This is a genomic window from Salinisphaera sp. T5B8, from assembly GCF_040361255.1.
GTDB lineage: Bacteria > Pseudomonadota > Gammaproteobacteria > Nevskiales > Salinisphaeraceae > Salinisphaera.
In genome coordinates this window covers 23,296-41,629 of sequence record NZ_APNG01000021.1, presented here as the reverse complement: position 1 = coordinate 41,629, position 18,334 = coordinate 23,296, and the positions used below count along the sequence as shown (strand labels likewise).

Below are 18,334 nucleotides of genomic sequence, written 5' to 3'. Positions count from 1 at the left end.
GTGTCCGGTTTGACCACGATCGGCAAGCGCCTGCTCGAGGCGCTGCCGACGATCTTCGGCGTGATTCTGGTGACATTTCTGCTCACCCGGGCGCTGCCGGGCGATCCGGCCGTCTATTACGCCGGCCCGGCCGCGGATGCCGAATCCATCGCCCAGGTGCGCGCGGCCATGGGTCTGGATCGCAGCCTGCCGGTGCAGTTCGCAAGCTATGTGAAAGGCCTGGCCGAAGGCGACTGGGGCGTGTCGCTGAGCACCGGGCGCGATGTCACCGAGGAACTCGGCCGACGGCTGCCGGCGTCGCTGGAGTTGACCGGGCTGGGCCTGCTGATCGCCATCGTGATCGCCATTCCACTGGGCGTACTGGCCGCCACGCGGCCCAACAGTCTGGTCGATCATGTCTGTCGGATCATCGTGACCACGGGCGTATCGATGCCAGTGTTCTTTACCGGTCTGCTGCTGGTCTATGTATTCTATTATCTGCTCGGCTGGGCGCCCGCGCCGCTTGGGCGGCTGGATTTCATGCATATCGCGCCGGATCGGGTGACCGGTCTGTATCTGGTGGATAGCCTCATCGCGGGGGATTTCGAGGTCTTTCGCGCGAGTCTGGCCCATATCTTCCTGCCCGCACTCACGCTCGGCATCTTCGCATTGGCGCCGATTGCACGCATGACCCGGGCGGCCATGCTCGACGTGCTCTCCAGCGACTATATCCGCACCGCCCGGGCCAGCGGATTGGCCACATCCACCGTGTTGTTCACCTATGCGTTGCGCAACGCGCTGCTGTCGGTGCTCACCACACTGGGCATGGTGTTCTCCTTTCTGCTGGGGGCCAACGTACTGGTCGAAAAAGTTTTTTCCTGGCCCGGTATCGGCTCGTTCGCGATCGATGCGTTGGTGGCCTCCGACTATGCCGCCGTGCAGGGCTTCGTGTTGGCGATGGCGTTGTTGTTCGTCACGCTTAATCTGACTATCGATCTGCTGTACGCGGTGATCGATCCCCGAATCCGGGCGGCAAGTTAATGGCCGCAACCTCGACACTCACCCATGCCCGGTACGTGCTCGGCGAAAACCCGCTGACGGTCGTGGCCTTTGCGATGTTTTTCGTCCTTGTGCTGCTGGCGGCCTTCGGGCCTTGGATCGCGCCCTACGATCCGCTGGCCAGTGATACCGCGATCAAGCTCATGGCGCCGTCCGCCGAGCACTGGTTCGGCACCGATCACCTGGGCCGCGACGTACTCAGCCGGGTCATTGTGGCCACGCGGCTGGATCTGATGATCGCGCTCTCGGCCGTGGCGCTCGCGTTTTTCGGCGGCAGCGTGCTGGGCAGCCTGGCCGGCTACTACGGCGGCTGGACCGACCGCGTGATCGGGCGTGTCATCGATACGGTCATGGCCTTTCCGTTGTTCGTGCTGGCGATGGGCATCGTCGCGGTGCTGGGTAACAGCGTGGAGAACATCGTTTATGCCACGGCGGTCATCAACCTGCCGTTTTATGCGCGCGTGGCCCGGGCCGAAATCGGCGTACGCCGCGACTCCGGTTTTGCCGCGGCCGCCAAGGTCGCCGGAAACGGCAATATCGGCGTGCTCGCGCGCCATCTCTATCCGAACATCCTGCCGGCGATGATGGTGCAGCTGTCGCTGAACATGGGCTGGGCGATATTGAATGCGGCCGGACTGTCGTTCATCGGTCTGGGGGTACGCCCGCCCACGCCGGAGTGGGGGATCATGGTCGCCGAGGGCGCCCAGTTCATCGTCTCCGGCGAATGGTGGCTGGCGGTGTTTCCCGGTGTATCGCTCATGCTGGCCGTGTTCTGTTTCAACATGATGGGCGACGGGCTGCGTGATTTGATCGACCCGAGGCGACGCACATGAGCGCGTTGCTCGACGTCTCCGATCTGAGCGTGGAATTTCGCAGCCGCGCGGGCAGGGTGCATGTGCTCGACCGTATCGCGCTGTCGGTGGCCCGCGGCGAAACCCTGGCGGTGGTGGGCGAAAGTGGCTCCGGCAAGTCGGTGGCCGCGTTTTCGATCATGGGTATTCTCGATGCCGCCGCGCGTATTCCGAACGGGCAGGTGCACTTCGGCGGCATGGATTTGCTGAGCGCCAAGCGTCGTGACCTCGACGACATACGCGGGCGCGAGATGGCGATGATCTTTCAAAGCCCGCGCACCGCGCTCAACCCCATTCGCAAGGTGGGTCATCAGCTCGAGGACGTATTGCGCCGCCACGGCCCGGTTGCCCGCGGGGACGCCAAACGCCGCGCGATCGAAGCACTCGAACAGGTGCGTATTCCCGACCCCGCACGCCGCTATGATGCTTATCCGTTCGAACTGTCGGGCGGGCTGTGCCAGCGCGTGATGATCGCGATCGCGCTGTGCTGCAAACCGCGACTGTTGATCGCCGACGAGCCGACCACCGGTCTGGATGTAACCACCCAGGCCACGATCATGGATCTGCTGGCCGAACTCGGCCGCGACACCGGCTTGGCCACGCTGTTGATCACCCACGATCTGGCGCTGGCCTCGCAGTACGCCGACCGGATCGCGGTCATGCATGCCGGCCAGGTGGTGGAGACTGCGCCCACGGCATCGCTGTTTGCCGCGCCGCGACATCCCTACACGGCCGGGCTGATGGCAGCGACGCCGACCCGCACCAGCGCGCTCGATGCGCTGGAATCGGTGCCCGGGCGTATTCCGCCGCTCAATGCCGATCTGCCCGTTTGTCGTTTTGCCGAGCGCTGCCCGCGCCGGGTGGCCGAGTGCAACGACCCCGGCCCGCGCTTCGACGCCGAAGCGCAGGCGCCCGATCATTATTTCGCTTGTCGGAGGCCGCTATAAAACCGTTGCTCGACATTCAGGGCTTGTCCAAGCTGTATCCGGTGTCCGACGGCGAGTCGGCGCCCATGCGTGCCCTGCGCGGCTGGGCGCGCCATCAGCCACGCCCGGCGCCGAAGCTGCATGCGGTCGATGATGTGAGTTTCACCATCGGCGCGGGTGAAAGCGTCGGCCTGGTGGGCGAGTCCGGCTGTGGCAAATCGACGCTGGTGAGCCTGATCACGCGGCTGATCGAACCCACCGCCGGCGCCATCCTGTTCGAAGGCGAGGATATTGCCGCCATCAATACCCGCGCGTTCGCGCGTTCGCCCCAGCGCGGCGCGATTCAGGTCGTCTTTCAGGACCCGCACGACAGCCTCAACCCACGCCATAGCGCCTTCGATGCGATTGCCGAACCACTGCGGCGTTTGCAGAAAATGTCGACCGCCGAATGCCGGGCGCGGGTGGTCGAACTGGCCCGCGATGTCGGTCTGCCTGAAGAGCTGCTGGACCGGCTGCCGCACCAGCTGTCGGGTGGCCAGAAAGCGCGCGTGAATATCGCCCGGGCACTGGCGCCGGAACCGCGGCTGCTCGTGCTCGATGAACCCACCTCGGCGCTCGATGTGTCGGTACAGGCCGTCATTCTCAAGCTGCTGGACGATCTGCGTACGCGCCTGGGTATCAGCTATCTGTTCGTATCCCACGATCTCAACGTGGTGCGGCTGCTCTGCGACCGTGTGATCGTGATGTATCTGGGCCGTATCGTGGAAACCGGCACTGCCGAGCAGGTCTTCGACCAGGCCGCCCACCCCTACACGCGGGCGCTGATTTCGGCGATTCCGCGCACGATCGAGGAAAGTCCGGTCGAACGGATTCATCTGCCGGGCGATCCACGCAGCCCGATCGACCCGGACCCGAATGTGTGTCGTTTTTACGGGCGCTGCCCACGCGGCGAGGATCGCTGTCAGCAAAGCGAACCGCCGTTGTTGAGCATGGCCCCGCAACATGCCGCTGCCTGCCACTTCGCCGAAGAAGTACAGGCCCATGCGCTCGGCGAGCGTTGACGGCGGCTGCTATTCGGTTGGTGCCTGGTACAGATTAGCGCGCAATTTCGCGTATGCGTGCGTCGAACTCGGAGCTGGCATCGCCGCCGCGTGCGTATACGCGCGATGGTCGGTTATGACGACGCTGTGATTGTCGATTTGGTGCGCGAGGCGTTGGCGGTTGATACACGTCCGACACTTGGGCGCATTCGTTATGACGGTGCCTCATTGCGATTGAGCGGCGACAACGAGAACAACCCGTCGGCTATGTTCATGGCCCGGCTGCTACGGGCCCGATAGCCGCTGATGCGTCAGGGACGGCGCGTCTCGCCGATTGTGAAAGCGCGCAAGAAAATCGGCGATTTCGTCGGCCGGCATGGGTTTGGCGATGTAATAGCCCTGAGCGATATCGCAGCCGTCGTGTTCGATTTGTGCGTATTGAGCGGCGGTTTCCACGCCTTCGGCGATGGTCGCGATGTTCAGATTGGTGCCCATGGCGATGATGCCACTGACCAGGGCCTTCGCGCGTGGCGAGTGCCCGTCCTGTATGAAGGTCTTGTCGATCTTGATCTTGGAAAACGGGAAATTGTTGAGATAACTCAGCGACGCATAACCGGTGCCGAAATCGTCCATGACGATGGCGACGCCCAGCTGCTTGATCGCCCACAGTCGTTGCATGATCGCAGGTGATTCGTCGAGCAACAGGCCTTCGGTGATCTCGATTTCCAGACGCTCGGGCGCCAGGCCGCTGTTTTCGAGGGCCTGGGTTATCGCGTCAATGATGTCGTCGTTGGCGAACTGAACCGGCGAGACATTCACGGCAACGCGCAGGCGTGTATCCGGCCAGGTCATGGCCTGGTCGCAAGCGCAGCGAATCACCCAGTTGCCGATTGGCACGATTTCGCCGATTTCCTCGGCCAGCGAGATGAATTCGCGGGGACGCACCAGCCCGCGCGTGGGGTGCTGCCAACGAATGAGTGCCTCGAAAGCGCTCACGCGTTGTTCCGAGATCGCGGTTTGCGGCTGATAGTGCAAGACGAACTGGCCTCGCGCCAAGGCCTGTCTGAGATCACTCTCGAATGCACGCCGCTCGAGTGCGCGTTGTTCGAGTTGGGCGCGGAAAACACGGTGGCAGCCACGCCCCCGACGTTTGGCATCGTAGAGTGCAAGATCGGCATGGTGCAGCAGATCGTCGAGTCGTTCGCTGTCGCCGGTGGTGGTGGCGATGCCGATACTCGCGCCGATATTGATCTGCTGGCCGTTAACGAGAAACGGTCGTCCCAGCAGCCCGACCAATCGCTGCGCCAGCGCGTTCAGACCTTCGGCACGCGGCTCGTCGGGCACGAGGATGGCGAATTCGTCGCCGCCCAGACGGATCAGGGTGTCGGTACCGCGGGTCGAGGCACGGATACGCTGGGCGACGAGCGTGAGCAGTTCGTCGCCCGCGCCGTGGCCCAGCGTATCGTTGACCTGCTTGAAGCGATCGAGATCGATCACGAGTACGGCGCTGGCGGTGGCATTGGCCGCTTTGAGCGCACGGATTCGTTCGGCATACATCAGCCGATTGCCAAAGCCGGTCAGTGGGTCGAGCTGGGCGGCGAGCTCGCGGGTGGTTTCGTCGCGCTGTGGCCAGCCCGTGGCTGCAATGACGAGACGGCGTTGTGCACGGCAGGCGCCGAAGTAGAGCGTGAGCGGCCGCCCGGGTGTGATTTCGACCGTGAGTGCCGATTCGCCGTGATCGCGCAGCTGGCGCCCGAGCAGGGTATTGCTGCGTGTGTCCGCCAGGGCGATATCGGTGAGCCGATCAGGCAGCGTATCGATGTTCAGGCGGTGGGCAAAAGCAGTGTTTGCCGACACGAAACGGCATTCGGCATCGATGACGGCCACGCCGGTGGCGATTGTTTCAAGCTCCGATAGGCTGTCTAACATGCTCATGGCCTGTCTGTCGCAGCGCGATACCAGCGTGTGTGGATCAGACGAAAACACGCACCGCGGGGCGGATCACGCCAACCACAACCGCGCCGCCGATCACGGCGTGCGTCCTTGCGGGTTGCTCACGGGCGCGGCTGCGCGCTAAATCGGGACACACCCTGGGCAGGTCGGTGCGACCGGGCCTGCGCGATGGGAATGGATCACATGTCGGATGATCGGCCGCTTTAACGACAACTTTATCCAGCCGATTTCAAGTCGCGTCGATCGATGCGAGGACGACGGCTTCGTGAACTGTCTAGGGTCAGGGGAAGGGGTTGGAGCGCGACCGACTCAGCGGCAATGCACGCGATCCCGGCCATCGTTCTTGGCACGATACAGGGCTTCGTCAGCACGTTTTAGTACCTGCTCGACGGATTCGTTGCCGCGCGTACTCGTCACCCCCGCCGAAATGGTCAGCGGGATCTGTTCGCCGGCGACTTCCAGCGGCGTGTTTCGCACGCTTTCGACCAGACGCTCGAGCGTGCCGGCGGCGGCCGATAGCGGGGTCTCCGGCAACAGCGCGAGAAATTCCTCGCCGCCCCAGCGGCCGATCGTGTCACTGGCGCGCAGGGTTTGCCGGGCCAGTCGAGCGAACAGTTGCAGGGCCGCGTCGCCGGCGGCGTGCCCGTAGCGGTCGTTGAGTTGCTTGAAGTGATCGAAATCGATGAGTGCGACGCTCAGGCTGCGCGCATAGCGATGTACACGCTCGAGTTCCTGCTCGAACTGTTCGGTGAGCAGGCGCCGGTTGCCCAGGCCGGTCAATTCGTCGTGGGTCGCGAGTCGGTGTACGCGTTCGTGGGCTTCGCGCAGTGCGTCGAGATCGCGCTGACGGGCGATTTCATGGCCGAGCCACTGCGCGAACATGCCCATCAGATCGTAGTCGCGCTGGTTGAATGGGGGTGTTGGCAAGGGGCTGGAAAAACTCAGCGAGCCATAGAGTTCGCCATCAACGGTAATCGGCGCCCCCAGGTACGACTCGAGCTGGAATGTGTTGTAGCAGGGATGCGTGCACAACTGGCTTTCGGCAGCATGATGAATACCGAACGGCCCGTGTTTGGCGATCACGTGCCAGCAAAACGTGTCGGATACGTCGTTGACGGTGCCGGGCACGATACTGCCGTCGGGCGAATGCGCCTCCTTGATCTCGTAGTGCTGATTATCGATCTGGGCGACCACGCCGTAGGGGACGCCGAAATGTTGCGCGCCCAGTTCGACGATCTCGCGCTGGCGTTGCGCAAAGCCACGCGTGGGATCGGAGGTAATCTGGTGGAGCGAATGCAGCACCTTGTCGGTGGCGATGTGTGAGGACACGTCGCGAATGATGCCGACAAACATCGGCCGGTTCTGGTCGCTGCCGCGAATGGCGCCGCCCGTGGTCTCGCCCTCGAAAACGCTACCGTCCTTGCGTCGGTAGCGCATGAAATAGGTGTGACGTTCGCCGTCGGCGTCACCGTGGTAGTGGGTGGTGCCGAGCTGTTCGAAATCTTCGGCGCGTTCGTATAGCGCGAGCGTATGCAGACCGCGGAATTCGTCCGGTGGATACCGAAACAGCGTATTGGCGGCTTCGTTCGTCATGACGACACGGCGATCACGATCGGTGACGATCACGGCCTCGCTGACATCCGCAAACACGCAGGCGAGTATGGCGCGCAACGACTGGGTATCGATCGCCAATGTTTCGTCGTCCAGCGCAGCCGCTCTTATACGTTTCAACACGTGTCTCCTGAGGTAGTTCGGGCCGTATTGCTGAGCGCATCGGTGCGGGAAAGGCCGACCTGCGGCTATCCGAATGGCTAGCGTACCGTAAACCGCATGCGGCGATGACGCGTGTAAGGCGTCTTTATGCGAGGCTGCATCGGTGCGACGTCAGATCAACGCGGCTGTAAGACCGCGGCATTCGCGAACCGGAGGAGCGCATGGCGATATCCACGCAACGCCCGTCATATGATTGCGGGGGCGCACAGGCGAGACAGGGCGTTAAGCCGTGAGCCCGGCCGCGAGCGAAATCCCGCTCCGGGATCCGGCCGGGCGTTGGCAGGCGCTTTCGGTACTGGCGATCGCCATGCTTTTGGGCATGACCGGTTGGTTTTCGGCCACCGCGGTCATACCGCAGCTGCGCGAACTCTGGGGGTTGTCCGCAGGTGGGGCGGCCTGGCTGACCATCGCGGTACAAATCGGCTTTGTGGCGGGCGCGTTGATGGCCGCAGTGTTCAATATCGCCGATCGCCTGCCGCCACGCCATTTGATGTACTACGGCGCGAGCCTGGCTGCTGGCGCGAATGCGCTGTTGCTGGTCGAGCCACCGCTCGTGCTGGCCGTCTTGTTGCGTGCGATGACGGGGTTAGGTCTGGCCGGTGTCTATCCGCCTGCGATGAAGGCCATGGCCACCTGGTTCAAGGTCAAACGTGGCACGGCGCTGGGCATCATGGTGGGCGCGTTGACGATCGGCTCGGCCACGCCGCATCTGGTCAATGGCCTGGGCGGGCTCGACTGGCGGCTGGTGATCGCGGCGAGCTCGCTCATGTCGCTGGCTGGCGGCTTGATTGCACGTTATCTGGGCCGCGACGGGCCGTTCGATTTTCCGCGTGCGGTGTTCGACCCGGGCAAGGCCTGGCAGGTGTTTGCCGATCGGCCCGTGCGGCTGGCCTGTATCGGTTATTTCGGCCACATGTGGGAGCTCTACGCCATGTGGGCATGGTTCGGCGTATTTCTCGCCGATGTGCTGAGCCGCAACGCGGCGCAGTGGCCCGCCGCGCTGAGCGCGGTGGCGACTTTTGCCGCAATCGGCATGGGCGCGTTGGGCTGCTGGGTGGGCGGCGAGCTAGGCGATCGCTGGGGGCGGGCACGCGCCACGTCCCTGGCGATGATCGTATCCGGCAGCTGTGCACTGATCATCGGCCTGATTCCGGGCAGCGCCTGGCCGCTGATTCTGCTCGTGGGGCTGATTTGGGGCTTCTGGGTGGTGGCCGATTCGGCTCAGTTTTCCACCGCGATCACCGAGCTCGGCGATCAACGCTATATCGGTACCGCGCTCACTCTGCAGGTGGCGATTGGGTACGTGGTGACGATTCCCACCCTCTGGCTGATTCCCATCGTGCACGAAGCCCTCGGCTGGGCCTGGGCCTTCGGCTTGCTCGCCCTGGGGCCGCTGGTGGGCACGATCGCCATGCAAAAGCTGGGCGCGATCGAAAGCGACCGCGCCCGGGCGCAGGGTTCGCGCTAGCTGGCCAGCAGCGTGTTCAGCTCGGGCGGCAGATCGAAGGTCACGTCAACGAACTCGCCGGTGGTCACGGCCTGCTTGAGGGTCTCGATGACCGCGCGTACGGGTTCGCGCACGTCGGTGGCGTCCATATTGGCGCGGGTGGCGACTTCGCTGTAGAAGTCGTCGAGGGCCACGGTGTCTTCAGCCTGGCCGGACTGTTGCTGGCCACCCTTGAGCGCCGATTGCGACAGTTCCGAGGGCAGCTGCGAGGTCAGCTGGCGAATCTCTTCCTGCGGCAGGTGCAGGCACAGCGATTCGATGGTCGCGAATGTCACGTTGGTGGCCACGGTGCGATCGTTGACGCCGCTGGCCTGTTCCACGCGGGCAATGAAATCTTCGGTCTGCATGAGGCAATCCTTGTTCTATTGTTCGATTCGGACACGTCGGGCAACGTATCCACAGGCCGCGCACTGTGCCCGCGCCAGGCCGGCCCGGCTATCAGGACAACCACGTAATTGCCCGTGCCGGACGCGCCATGCGTCGTTACGGGCCTTGACCGTGGGCCCGCCACGCTCGGCGGCCCGCGCCTCGCCTGACACGCCCGGCACGGGCAATGCGATGGCATATCCGGTGACGACAGGCCCTAGAGCGAAGCTCGGCGCAGTCGTAGCGCGTTGGTGATGACCGATACCGACGACAGGCTCATGGCTGCCGCAGCGAGCATCGGCGAGAGCATCGTGCCCAGCAGCGGGTAGAGCACGCCGGCCGCGATCGGCACACCGGCCCCGTTGTAGACAAAGGCGAAGAACAGGTTCTGGCGGATATTGCGCATGCTCTGGGCCGACAGCCGCTGGGCCTTGGCAATGCCGCGCAGATCGCCCTTGACCAGCGTAATCGGCGCGCTTTCCATGGCGATATCGGTGCCTGTGCCCATGGCGATACCCACGTCGGCCTGGGCCAGCGCCGGCGCGTCGTTCACGCCGTCGCCGGCCATGGCCACGCGGTGCCCTTGTTGCTGGAGTTTTTCCACCAGCGCGTGTTTGTCCTCGGGCAGGGCGCCGGCATGGACCTCGTCAATGCCCAACTCGGCCGCGACCGCTTTCGCCGTGGCTTCGCTGTCGCCGGTGAGCATCACCAGACGCAGGCCGGCATCGTGAAGAATGGCCACCGCTTCGCGCGTGTTGGCCTTGATCGGGTCGGCCACGGCCACGAAACCGGCCAGCGCGCCGTCGACCGCGACCCACATTACGGTCTCGCCGCGGCCGCGGCGCTCGTTGGCCTGGGTCGTCAGGGCGGTGGTGTCGATGTGGTTGTGGGTCATCAACGCGGCATTGCCGATCTGGACCGTACGGCCGTCGATACGCCCGGCCACGCCGCGGCCGGTGATCGAGTCGAAATCGGCCGCCTCGGTCAACGACAGGTCGCGCTCGCTGGCCGCGTTATAGATGGCGCGGGCCAACGGATGTTCGCTGGCACGCTCCAGGCTGGCGGTCAGGCGCAGTAGTTCGGCCTCGTCGAAGTCGTCCGCGGTTTCGATGGCCACCACCCGCGGTGCGCCTTCGGTGAGCGTGCCGGTCTTGTCCATGAGCAGCACGTCGACATCCTGCAGGCGCTCCAGCGCCTCGGCATCGCGGATGAGCACGCCTTCGCGCGCGCCGCGGCCGATGCCCACCATCACCGACATGGGCGTGGCCAGGCCCAGCGCACAGGGACAGGCGATGATGAGCACGGAAATGGCCGCGACCAGCGCATGTGACAGCGCTGGCGCCGGGCCGAACAACGCCCAGGCCGCGAAGGCGATGACGGCAGCGAGCACTACGGCCGGTACGAATAGGCCGGCCACCTTGTCGGCCATGCCCTGAATCGGCGCGCGCGAGCGCTGGGCGGCAGCCACCATATCCACGATGCGCGAAAGCACCGTGTCGTCGCCGACCGATTCGGCCCGCATCACGAAGCCGCCGGCCTGATTGACCGTGCCGCCGGTGACCGTATCGCCCGGCTGTTTGTTCTGGGGTTCGGGTTCGCCGGTGATCATCGACTCATCCAGCGTGGAACGCCCGTCGATGATCACGCCGTCCACCGGCACCTTTTCGCCCGGGCGCACACGCAGGCGATCACCCTGTTCGAGCTCGTCGAGCGCGACATCGGTTTCGTTGCCGTCGTCGTCAAGCCGGTGGGCGCTGGGTGGCGCGAGATCCAGCAGGGCCGACAGTGCACGCGAGGTCGCGCCGCGTGCCCGTGCCTCCATGACCTGGCCAAGCAGAATCAGGGTGATGATCACCGCCGCGGCCTCGAAATACAGCGGCGATCGCCCGTTATGAATGAATGCCTCGGGCAATATGCCGGGCAACAGCAGGGCGACGATGGAAAAACCATAGGCCGCGCCCACGCCGAGCGCGATCAGCGTCCACATATTGGGACTGGCATTAACCACCGACTGCCAGGCGCGTTTGAAGGCAAACCCGCCGCAATAAAACACCACCGGCGTGGCCAGGGCGAACTGCAGCCAGCCGAACCCCGCGCCCAGCCAGCCGTGCAGATCCACACCGGGCACCATGTCGCCCATGGCGAGAACGAATACCGCGCCAGCGAGCGGCAGGCTGATCCAGAACCGGCGCAGCATGGCTTTGAGTTCCGGATCTTCGCTTTCGGGGGTGACGGTGGTTGGCTCCAGGGCCATCCCGCATTTGGGACAGTCGCCGGGTTTGTCCTCGACGATTTCCGGATGCATGGGGCAGGTGTACTGAGTCTGACGTTTCGGCGGCTTGGCCGGCTCCAGCGCCATGCCACATTTGGGGCAATCGTCCGGGTGATCGCTTTCCACGCCGGGGCACATCGGGCAGATGTAGCGGGTGCCGGGCGGCGCGGGCGTGTCGTCTTGCACCGGGTTCAGAAACGATTCCGGATCGGCAGCGAAGCGGTCGCGACAGCGCGCACAGCAGAAATGATAGGTCTGGCCGTTGTAGTCGTACTGCGGTTTTTCGCCGGGCACGACGCTCATGCCGCAGACCGGGTCCTTGACCGTATTCTCGCCGTCGGCGCGGGCGTGGCAGCAATTACTCATTGTCGTTCAACGTTTCGATGATGGGGCAGCCCGCGACCGGGCCGTGGCCCGAGCAGCGCTGAGTCATGTCCTGAAGCGTGGCGCGCATGCGCTGCAGATCGTCCAGGCGGGTTTCGATTTCTTCGAGCTTGGCTTCGGCAATCGCCTTGATGTCCGCGCGCTGGCCGCCGGCCTGCAATTGCAGCAGGGCCGATATTTCGTCGAGCGTGAAGCCCAGCCGCTTGGAGCGCCGAATGAAATGCAGCCGTTGCGCGGCATCGTCGGGATAGCGGCGATAGCCGCTGGCCGCACGCGGCGGCTCCGGCATCAAGCCACGTCGCTCGTAGTAGCGAATGGTTTCGATGCCGGTATCCGCGGCCTTGGCCAGTTGTCCGATCGAATAGGTCATGGATTCACCTGCGATTGATGATCCGGATCTTAAGTCCGTAGTCGGCTAAAGAGTCAAGATGCCTGGGGCACGGTTTCGCCTTTTGGGGGCAAGCCTTAGTACCAGGCCCGCAGGCCGAGCACGAACGCGGTCGACGAGCTCGATTCGCCCTCGGCACGGGCCAGATCCCGGGTGTCGCCATAGCTCTGCTCCCAGCGCACCCCGATATAAGGGGCGAACTCGCGTACGAACTCGTAGCGCAGGCGCAGCCCCATTTCGGTGCTGTTCAGGCCGCTGCCGAGGCCGTACTCCGGTACGTCCTGCACGGCGGCATTGATTTCGGCCCGCGGCTGCAGGATCAGCTTCTGGGTGAGCAGCAGTTCGTATTCGAACTCGCTGCGCAAGCTCACGTCGCCGTCTTCGCTGACAAACAGGGCCAGATCCGTCTCGAGCCAGTAGGGCGCCAGGCCTTGCAGCCCGAGTACGGCAAAGCCACGGTCCGGGTCGGGATTGACGTCATAGCGCAGGCCGGCCTGGGCATTCCAGAACGGCGAGATCGCGCGGTTGTAGAGCGCCTGAAACTCGGTTCCCTCGGGCGAGCTGCCATGCATCGGCCCTTCGCCTTCGGTCTTGAGCCAGAACTTGTTGATGTCGCCGCCAATCCAGCCCTGGGCGTCCCAGAGATAGTTGTTCGTGCCCTCGACGTCGCCGTATTCCAGCCGGTCGATGAGTACGAAGGTATGGACTTTGTCATCGTGGATCGGCTTGTTCCATTCTGCCGGCGCGCCGCTGTGCGGATCGATTGGGCCGCCGGGAATGACCGAATCGAGATCGGCCTTGCCATTGTTGTCCGTCTGCGCGCAGGCCAGACTGTTCAAGCCTAGCAGGCCGCGCCGCAGGCCATCGCGAGCGTTCGTTTAAGCATCGTCTTCTCCCGACTGATCGGCCACGCGCACGACCCGGAACATGCCCATCTCCATGTGGTAGAGCAGGTGACAATGAAAGGCCCAGCGGCCGGGCTCGTCGGCGGTGACCAGTAGCGAGGCACGCGAGCCCGGCAACACGCTCAACGTATGCTTGAACGGCAGCCGATCGCCCTGGCCGTTTTCCAGTTCCATGAACATGCCGTGCAGATGGATGGGGTGTTCCATCATGGTGTCGTTGACCAGAATCAGGCGGATGCGCTCGCCGTAGGGAAACTCGATGGGCGATGAGTCGGCGTACTTCACTCCGTCGAAGGACCACATATAGCGGTCCATATTGCCGGTCAGATGGATTTCGATGGTGCGCGAGGGCGCACGGCGATCCTGCATCGATACCACGTTGCGTAGCTGGCTGTAGGTGAGTACGCGATGGTTGACGTCCTTGAGGCCGGTCGGGCGTTCGGCCAGGCGGTCGCGCTGCACGTTGGCGACATTGATATTGCCGGGCCCGTGCATGTCGGGCCCGTGCTCGTGGTGCATCATCTGCATCGCGTGGCCTTCGGGGGCCATCGGCATGGCCGATTCGCCCATGACATGGCCCTGGTGGCCCATGGTGCCCGTGCCGCGCATGTTGACCACGTCGTGCCCATGGTCTGCGGCCGGCATCTTCTGCATCGAGCCATGGTCCATGGCTTGGCTGGCGTGCCCCATCGCCTCGGCGTGCTGGCCATGGCTCATGTGCATGTTGCCCATGTCCATATGACGCATGTCCATGCCCATATCCATCATCGTGCGCTGCGGTGGTTCGCGCAGCGCGGGCACTGGCGCGACCATGCCCGCACGCGGCGCGAGGGTGGCACGGGCATAGCCGGTGCGGTCCATGCTCTCGGCCATGACCGTGTAAGCCTGGTCGGCCTTGGGCTCGACCATCACATCGAAGGTTTCGGCAACACCGATCTGGAATTCGTCGGTCTCGACGGGTTCGACCTCCTTGCCGTCGGCGGCGACCACGGTCATGGCCAGACCGGGAACGCGTACATTGAAATAGGTCATCGCCGAGGCATTGATTACCCGCAGACGGATTCGCTCGCCGGGTGTGAACAGGCCGGTCCAGTTGGCGTGCGGATGTAGACCGTTGATCAAATAGGTATAGGTATGGCCGGTCACGTCGGCGATATCGCGTGCGCTCATACGCATCTCGCCCCAGGCCAGTCGATCCCTGAGTGTGTTGGCAACGCCGGCGGTGCGAAAATCCTCGGCCAGATCGCCCAGCGTGCGCTCGCTGAAGTTGTAGTAGTCGCTGACCGCCTTGAGCTTGGCCACGATCCGGTGTGGGTCCTCGAAGGTCCAGTCGCTGAGCATCAGTACATACTCGCGCTCGGCCTCGATGCCGTCGTCTTGCGCCGAATGGATCACGATCGGTCCGATCTGGCCGGTTTGCTCCTGTAGGCCCGAATGGCTGTGGTACCAGTAGGTGCCCGCCTGGCGGACCGGGAAATCCACTTCGTAGGTCGCGCCGGGGTCGATACCCGGAAACGTCACGCCCGGTACACCGTCCATCTGGAACGGCAGCAGCAGGCCGTGCCAGTGCATCGATGTGGATTCGTCGAGATGATTATGGACGCGCAGGCGAGCGTTATGCCCTTCCCAGAGTTCGACGATCGGGCCGGGCGTGGTGTGGTTGAGGGTGATCGCCGCGGCGTGCCCGCCGGCGATATCGATCAGCTCGCGGCGTACATGGATGTCCATGTCCACATCGCGGGGTGTGCCGCCGGCCACCCGGGCTGCGCCCGTGGTCAGATGGCGCGGGCTGGCAGCCGCCAGCCCGTCGCGGGCATAGGCTGGCAACAGGGCATTGAAACCGGCCAGCAGGCCGGTTGCGCCCATGGCGCGCAGCAGGCGCCGACGCTCGCTGTCATGTGTTTGCTTACCCATTGGGTGCTCCTGAATACGAAAGGTCGTGATTGCGTAGATCGGCGTGCTCAGCCGTGGGCATGTGCGACGTGTGCCTGATGGTCATGTGGTGCATGGCTATCGTCGTGCCCGGCAGGCGGTTGTTCGGCTTCGTCATGCGTATCGGGCCGAGGGTGGGTACTCGGGGTGTGCGGGGCGCTGTCATGGTGATGGTCGTCGTGCCCGATGCCACGCGTCTTTGCGGTCGCCAGCATTTGCCGGTAGTCGGTAGCGGACATGCGCGGCAGTTGCTGGACGAATGCTGTCATCGCCCATATTTCATCGTCGCTATGGGTTGGGCCCCAGGCCGGCATGCCCGAGGCCTTGATGCCGTGTTTGATCACCCAGAAGATTTCGTTGGCCGTCTTTTCGTGGGCCGCGTGCGCCAGGCCGGGCGGTTTCGGGTACATGCCCCGGGCGGCGACCGACGGGCCCTGGCCCGGCGGGGCGTGGCAATCACTGCACATGGCCTCGAAGTTGGCGGCGCCCGCCAGCAACTGCTGTTCGGCGCCCAGTGCCGGGGCCGCGATATTCGCGGCCTGCCGCTCGATCGACCGGTGCACCGTCTGGTTGAGTACCCAATGCGTGATCGGCCAGTGCGCGCTGGTTGCGGCCACGTTATAGACGCCGGAATAAATGATGCCGCCGGCGGCAGCGATCACCACCCCAAGGCTGCTCACCAGGGTGGCCAGAACCGTTTTCAAGATTCGCATGCGTTTGCTTCCCGTTAAACGGCAGTGCGCGCGTACGGTCGGCACGATGTGCCGATGCCTTGCGAGGCCGGCCAAGCGGACGACGGCCCTTACCTAACGCGGTGCCAATTCAGACAGGGCGCCGTAGCGCCCTATGGAGTGCGTTATCAGGAAGAACGTGGGGGCGGGCGGTGCGGTCGGCTGGGAAAGCCGTACGCGAGCATCGCGAGCAGACGGGCGGGGGCATACGCCTCGGGTGTCGGCGACGGGTTCGGCGATGTGCTTGCGGTCACCGCGCTTGCTGAACAATGCCCCGCGAGTACACAACAGCAGCGGTCTTGCGTGTGGCAGGTGTCGTGCTCGCCGCCGTTGTGTTCGTGTGCTTGCGTGTTGACAGGGCCGTTTGCCTTGTGGACCTGCGTCGCGCCGGTCGTGTATGCCCCCGGTGCTGCCATGCCGTGCGTATGGCTGGCGGCCAGCAGCGGCTCGGCAACGAGTATCTGCAGCAGCAATACGGCCATCAGAACGACACGCATGGCGGTGATCTAGCGCGTGGCTCGCGCTTGGGCACTCATGCGACGTAGCGGCCTAGAGGCGCGCATAGACATCGCCCTGCAGGGTACGCACGACGAATGGCTGTGTTTTTTCACCCGGCATGCCGGGGGTGCCGATCGGCATGCCCGGCAGGGCGATGCCTTTGATATCGGGCTGTTCGCGCAGCAGCCGGGCCACCGTTTCCAGCGGGACATGCCCGACCACCACATAACCGCCGATACGCATCATGTGGCAGGAACTCAGTTCGGGCGGCACGCCGGCTGCGCGAAACCGCTCGGCGCGATTGCCCATCTCGGCAACCGTCACGTCGTAGCCAGCGGCGCGCAGATGATCCACATACTTGTGGCAGCAGCCACAGCTTGCATCGCGATACAGCGTTGCGCTCAGCGGCGCGGCAACGGCAATGCTGGCCACGGCCCATAGCAGCAGGGTGGCCGCAAAACGCGATAGCGAGCGAAAGCGAGAGACGATCATGGCGAGGCTCCGAAAGACTGGCGCGCTGAACACGCAAGGTTAGACCGAATATAGGCCTGCACGAGTCGACCGCACAACGTGGACCCGGGTACGGAGTTTTCGGGTGTTATCGCCCGCAAGGCCAGTGTGGCCAAGGCCTGGCGGGGTGCCGGAAAATATCGCGTAGAGGCGTTGGCGAGCCCCGCCAAGTGTGCGATTCGCGCAGTTTGCCGTGCGACGCGTCTCGGCGGTCGCGCATGCAGATCGGGCCTGCAGGAAAACAAGCGCGTACACTACGGCGCGTTACGAAGCGGTGACAGGACAGCGATATATGCGAGTAGTGGCGATCGGGGCCGGTGCCTGGGGCAAGAACATCATCCGTAATCTCGACGAACTGGGCGTGCTGGCCGGGATCGTCGAAGGCAATACCGAACGCCTGAACGGCTACGGCGAGCAGTATCCCGGCGTTGCGCTGTTCGAGGACTGGCGCGCTGCGCTCGAATCCTCGGACTGCGATGCCGTGACCATTGCCACACCCACGCCCTCGCATTTCGAGATCGCCATGGCAGCGATCGAGGCGGGCAAGGATGTGTTCGTCGAAAAACCGCTCACGCACAGCTCGGGCGAAGCCCGTCAGCTCGTGGATGCGGCCCGGCACAATGACGCCATTCTTATGGTCGGTCATCTGCTGATCTACCAGCCGGCGATTTCCTGGATACGCGACTATGTCGCCAGCGGCGAGATCGGTGAGCTGTTCTCGATTCGTCACGAGCGGCTCAATCTGGGCCGCGCGCGCAGTGCCGAGAACGTGATCTGGGATATCGGCGTGCACGATATGGCGGTGATGCTGTATCTCGTCGGCGAAGCGCCCGACCGGGTGCGCGGAACCGGCCATCGCATGCTCGGCCTGGGCGTGGAAGACGAGGTGCATGTGCATCTGGAATTCGCCAACGGCGTGCGCGGCAATATCCATACTTCCTGGCTGTGGCCGGAAACCGATCGCCGCACGATTCTGCGCGGCTCGCGCGGCATGCTCGTCTACGACGAAGTGGCCCAGACGGTGACCCACCACCGTCGCTGGATCGATGCCGAACTGCAGAACCATGATGAGGGCAGCGAAGTCGTCCACCGCGGCGACGGCCAGCCGCTCAAGCTCGAGCTGCAGCACTTCCTCGACCGCGTGAAGGATCGCCAGCCTGCCCGCTCCGACGGCGAAAGCGCTCTGGCCGTGGTGGAAACGCTGGAGCGCATCAACGCGGCGGTAGAGGAATCCAGCCGCTATTGACGTTGTGGTAGTGC

16 protein-coding genes are annotated in these 18,334 nt (G+C 64.2%); 6 read left to right on the top strand and 10 right to left on the bottom strand.

The genetic code is table 11. From position 1 onward, the window contains the following. From T5B8_RS16430 to T5B8_RS16415, 4 genes are read left to right on the top strand one after another with little or no spacing between them, the layout of a single operon-like run. The gene (locus tag T5B8_RS16430) at positions 1 to 1,020 is read left to right on the top strand and encodes an ABC transporter permease (protein ID WP_353180489.1); all 1,020 of its coding nucleotides are present in this window, start codon (positions 1 to 3) and stop codon (positions 1,018 to 1,020) included. Then, positions 1,020 to 1,871, top strand: a complete 852-nt coding sequence (locus T5B8_RS16425) for an ABC transporter permease (protein WP_353180487.1) — start codon at positions 1,020 to 1,022, stop codon at positions 1,869 to 1,871. The genes T5B8_RS16430 and T5B8_RS16425 overlap by 1 nt, the downstream gene beginning before the upstream one ends. Further along, positions 1,868 to 2,836, top strand: a complete 969-nt coding sequence (locus T5B8_RS16420; RefSeq protein ID WP_353180485.1) for an ABC transporter ATP-binding protein — start codon at positions 1,868 to 1,870, stop codon at positions 2,834 to 2,836. Before T5B8_RS16425 ends, T5B8_RS16420 begins: the two co-directional genes overlap by 4 nt. 5 nt (positions 2,837 to 2,841) lie before the next feature. Beyond that, positions 2,842 to 3,876, top strand: coding sequence for an ABC transporter ATP-binding protein (locus tag T5B8_RS16415; RefSeq protein WP_353180483.1), 1,035 nt, complete (start codon positions 2,842 to 2,844; stop codon positions 3,874 to 3,876). A 264-nt stretch (positions 3,877 to 4,140) separates the two neighbouring features. On the opposite strand, the gene T5B8_RS16410 is transcribed toward T5B8_RS16415, so the two are convergent. Continuing rightward, positions 4,141 to 5,790 (bottom strand): putative bifunctional diguanylate cyclase/phosphodiesterase, encoded by a 1,650-nt coding sequence (locus tag T5B8_RS16410; RefSeq protein WP_353180481.1) that lies wholly within the window; start codon positions 5,788 to 5,790, stop codon positions 4,141 to 4,143. A 327-nt stretch (positions 5,791 to 6,117) separates the two neighbouring features. Beyond that, positions 6,118 to 7,539 carry a diguanylate cyclase gene (locus T5B8_RS16405; RefSeq protein WP_353180479.1) on the bottom strand — a complete coding sequence of 474 codons (1,422 nt, stop codon included), beginning with the start codon at positions 7,537 to 7,539 and terminating at the stop codon, positions 6,118 to 6,120. A gap of 271 nt (positions 7,540 to 7,810) precedes the next feature. Here T5B8_RS16405 and T5B8_RS16400 point away from each other — a divergent pair, with 271 nt between their 5' ends. After that, positions 7,811 to 9,049, top strand: coding sequence for an MFS transporter (locus T5B8_RS16400; RefSeq protein WP_353180477.1), 1,239 nt, complete (start codon positions 7,811 to 7,813; stop codon positions 9,047 to 9,049). Here T5B8_RS16400 and T5B8_RS16395 read toward each other — a convergent pair. The 8 genes from T5B8_RS16395 to T5B8_RS16360 form a co-directional block, all read right to left on the bottom strand. Further along, positions 9,046 to 9,435, bottom strand: a complete 390-nt coding sequence (locus T5B8_RS16395; protein WP_353180475.1) for a DUF2267 domain-containing protein — start codon at positions 9,433 to 9,435, stop codon at positions 9,046 to 9,048. The genes T5B8_RS16400 and T5B8_RS16395 overlap by 4 nt on opposite strands. Positions 9,436 to 9,671: 236 nt before the next feature. Then, entirely contained in the window at positions 9,672 to 12,092 is a 2,421-nt protein-coding gene (locus T5B8_RS16390; RefSeq protein WP_353180473.1) for a heavy metal translocating P-type ATPase, read from the bottom strand. Further along, complete coding sequence (locus T5B8_RS16385) at positions 12,085 to 12,480, bottom strand: MerR family transcriptional regulator (RefSeq protein ID WP_353180472.1); 396 nt, start codon at positions 12,478 to 12,480, stop codon at positions 12,085 to 12,087. Before T5B8_RS16385 ends, T5B8_RS16390 begins: the two co-directional genes overlap by 8 nt. A gap of 95 nt (positions 12,481 to 12,575) precedes the next feature. After that, entirely contained in the window at positions 12,576 to 13,337 is a 762-nt protein-coding gene (locus tag T5B8_RS16380; RefSeq protein ID WP_353180470.1) for a copper resistance protein B, read from the bottom strand. 39 nt (positions 13,338 to 13,376) lie between these two features. Continuing rightward, complete coding sequence (locus T5B8_RS16375; RefSeq protein ID WP_353180468.1) at positions 13,377 to 15,317, bottom strand: copper resistance system multicopper oxidase; 1,941 nt, start codon at positions 15,315 to 15,317, stop codon at positions 13,377 to 13,379. A 47-nt stretch (positions 15,318 to 15,364) separates the two neighbouring features. Beyond that, positions 15,365 to 16,048 carry a c-type cytochrome gene (locus T5B8_RS16370; protein WP_353180467.1) on the bottom strand — a complete coding sequence of 228 codons (684 nt, stop codon included), beginning with the start codon at positions 16,046 to 16,048 and terminating at the stop codon, positions 15,365 to 15,367. A gap of 146 nt (positions 16,049 to 16,194) precedes the next feature. Further along, positions 16,195 to 16,563 (bottom strand): hypothetical protein, encoded by a 369-nt coding sequence (locus T5B8_RS16365; protein WP_353180466.1) that lies wholly within the window; start codon positions 16,561 to 16,563, stop codon positions 16,195 to 16,197. A gap of 52 nt (positions 16,564 to 16,615) precedes the next feature. Continuing rightward, on the bottom strand, positions 16,616 to 17,056 hold the full coding sequence (locus tag T5B8_RS16360) for a DUF411 domain-containing protein (protein ID WP_353180465.1): 441 nt from the start codon (positions 17,054 to 17,056) through the stop codon (positions 16,616 to 16,618). Positions 17,057 to 17,366: 310 nt separating this feature from the next. On the opposite strand from T5B8_RS16360, the gene T5B8_RS16355 reads away from it, so the two are divergent. Then, on the top strand, positions 17,367 to 18,320 hold the full coding sequence (locus T5B8_RS16355; protein WP_353180464.1) for a Gfo/Idh/MocA family protein: 954 nt from the start codon (positions 17,367 to 17,369) through the stop codon (positions 18,318 to 18,320). Positions 18,321 to 18,334 lie beyond the last annotated feature (14 nt).

Bases quoted from the DNA above. Each gene is read 5' to 3' on its own strand.
- T5B8_RS16425 (WP_353180487.1), top strand. From the start codon at position 1,020: ATGGCCGCAACCTCGACACTCACCCATGCCCGGTACGTGCTCGGCGAA.
- T5B8_RS16420 (WP_353180485.1), top strand. From the start codon at position 1,868: ATGAGCGCGTTGCTCGACGTCTCCGATCTGAGCGTGGAATTTCGCAGC.
- T5B8_RS16410 (WP_353180481.1), bottom strand. From the start codon at position 5,790: ATGAGCATGTTAGACAGCCTATCGGAGCTTGAAACAATCGCCACCGGC.
- T5B8_RS16395 (WP_353180475.1), bottom strand. From the start codon at position 9,435: ATGCAGACCGAAGATTTCATTGCCCGCGTGGAACAGGCCAGCGGCGTC.
- T5B8_RS16390 (WP_353180473.1), bottom strand. From the start codon at position 12,092: ATGAGTAATTGCTGCCACGCCCGCGCCGACGGCGAGAATACGGTCAAG.
- T5B8_RS16385 (WP_353180472.1), bottom strand. From the start codon at position 12,480: ATGACCTATTCGATCGGACAACTGGCCAAGGCCGCGGATACCGGCATC.
- T5B8_RS16375 (WP_353180468.1), bottom strand. From the start codon at position 15,317: ATGGGTAAGCAAACACATGACAGCGAGCGTCGGCGCCTGCTGCGCGCC.
- T5B8_RS16370 (WP_353180467.1), bottom strand. From the start codon at position 16,048: ATGCGAATCTTGAAAACGGTTCTGGCCACCCTGGTGAGCAGCCTTGGG.
- T5B8_RS16365 (WP_353180466.1), bottom strand. From the start codon at position 16,563: ATGCGTGTCGTTCTGATGGCCGTATTGCTGCTGCAGATACTCGTTGCC.
- T5B8_RS16360 (WP_353180465.1), bottom strand. From the start codon at position 17,056: ATGATCGTCTCTCGCTTTCGCTCGCTATCGCGTTTTGCGGCCACCCTG.
- T5B8_RS16355 (WP_353180464.1), top strand. From the start codon at position 17,367: ATGCGAGTAGTGGCGATCGGGGCCGGTGCCTGGGGCAAGAACATCATC.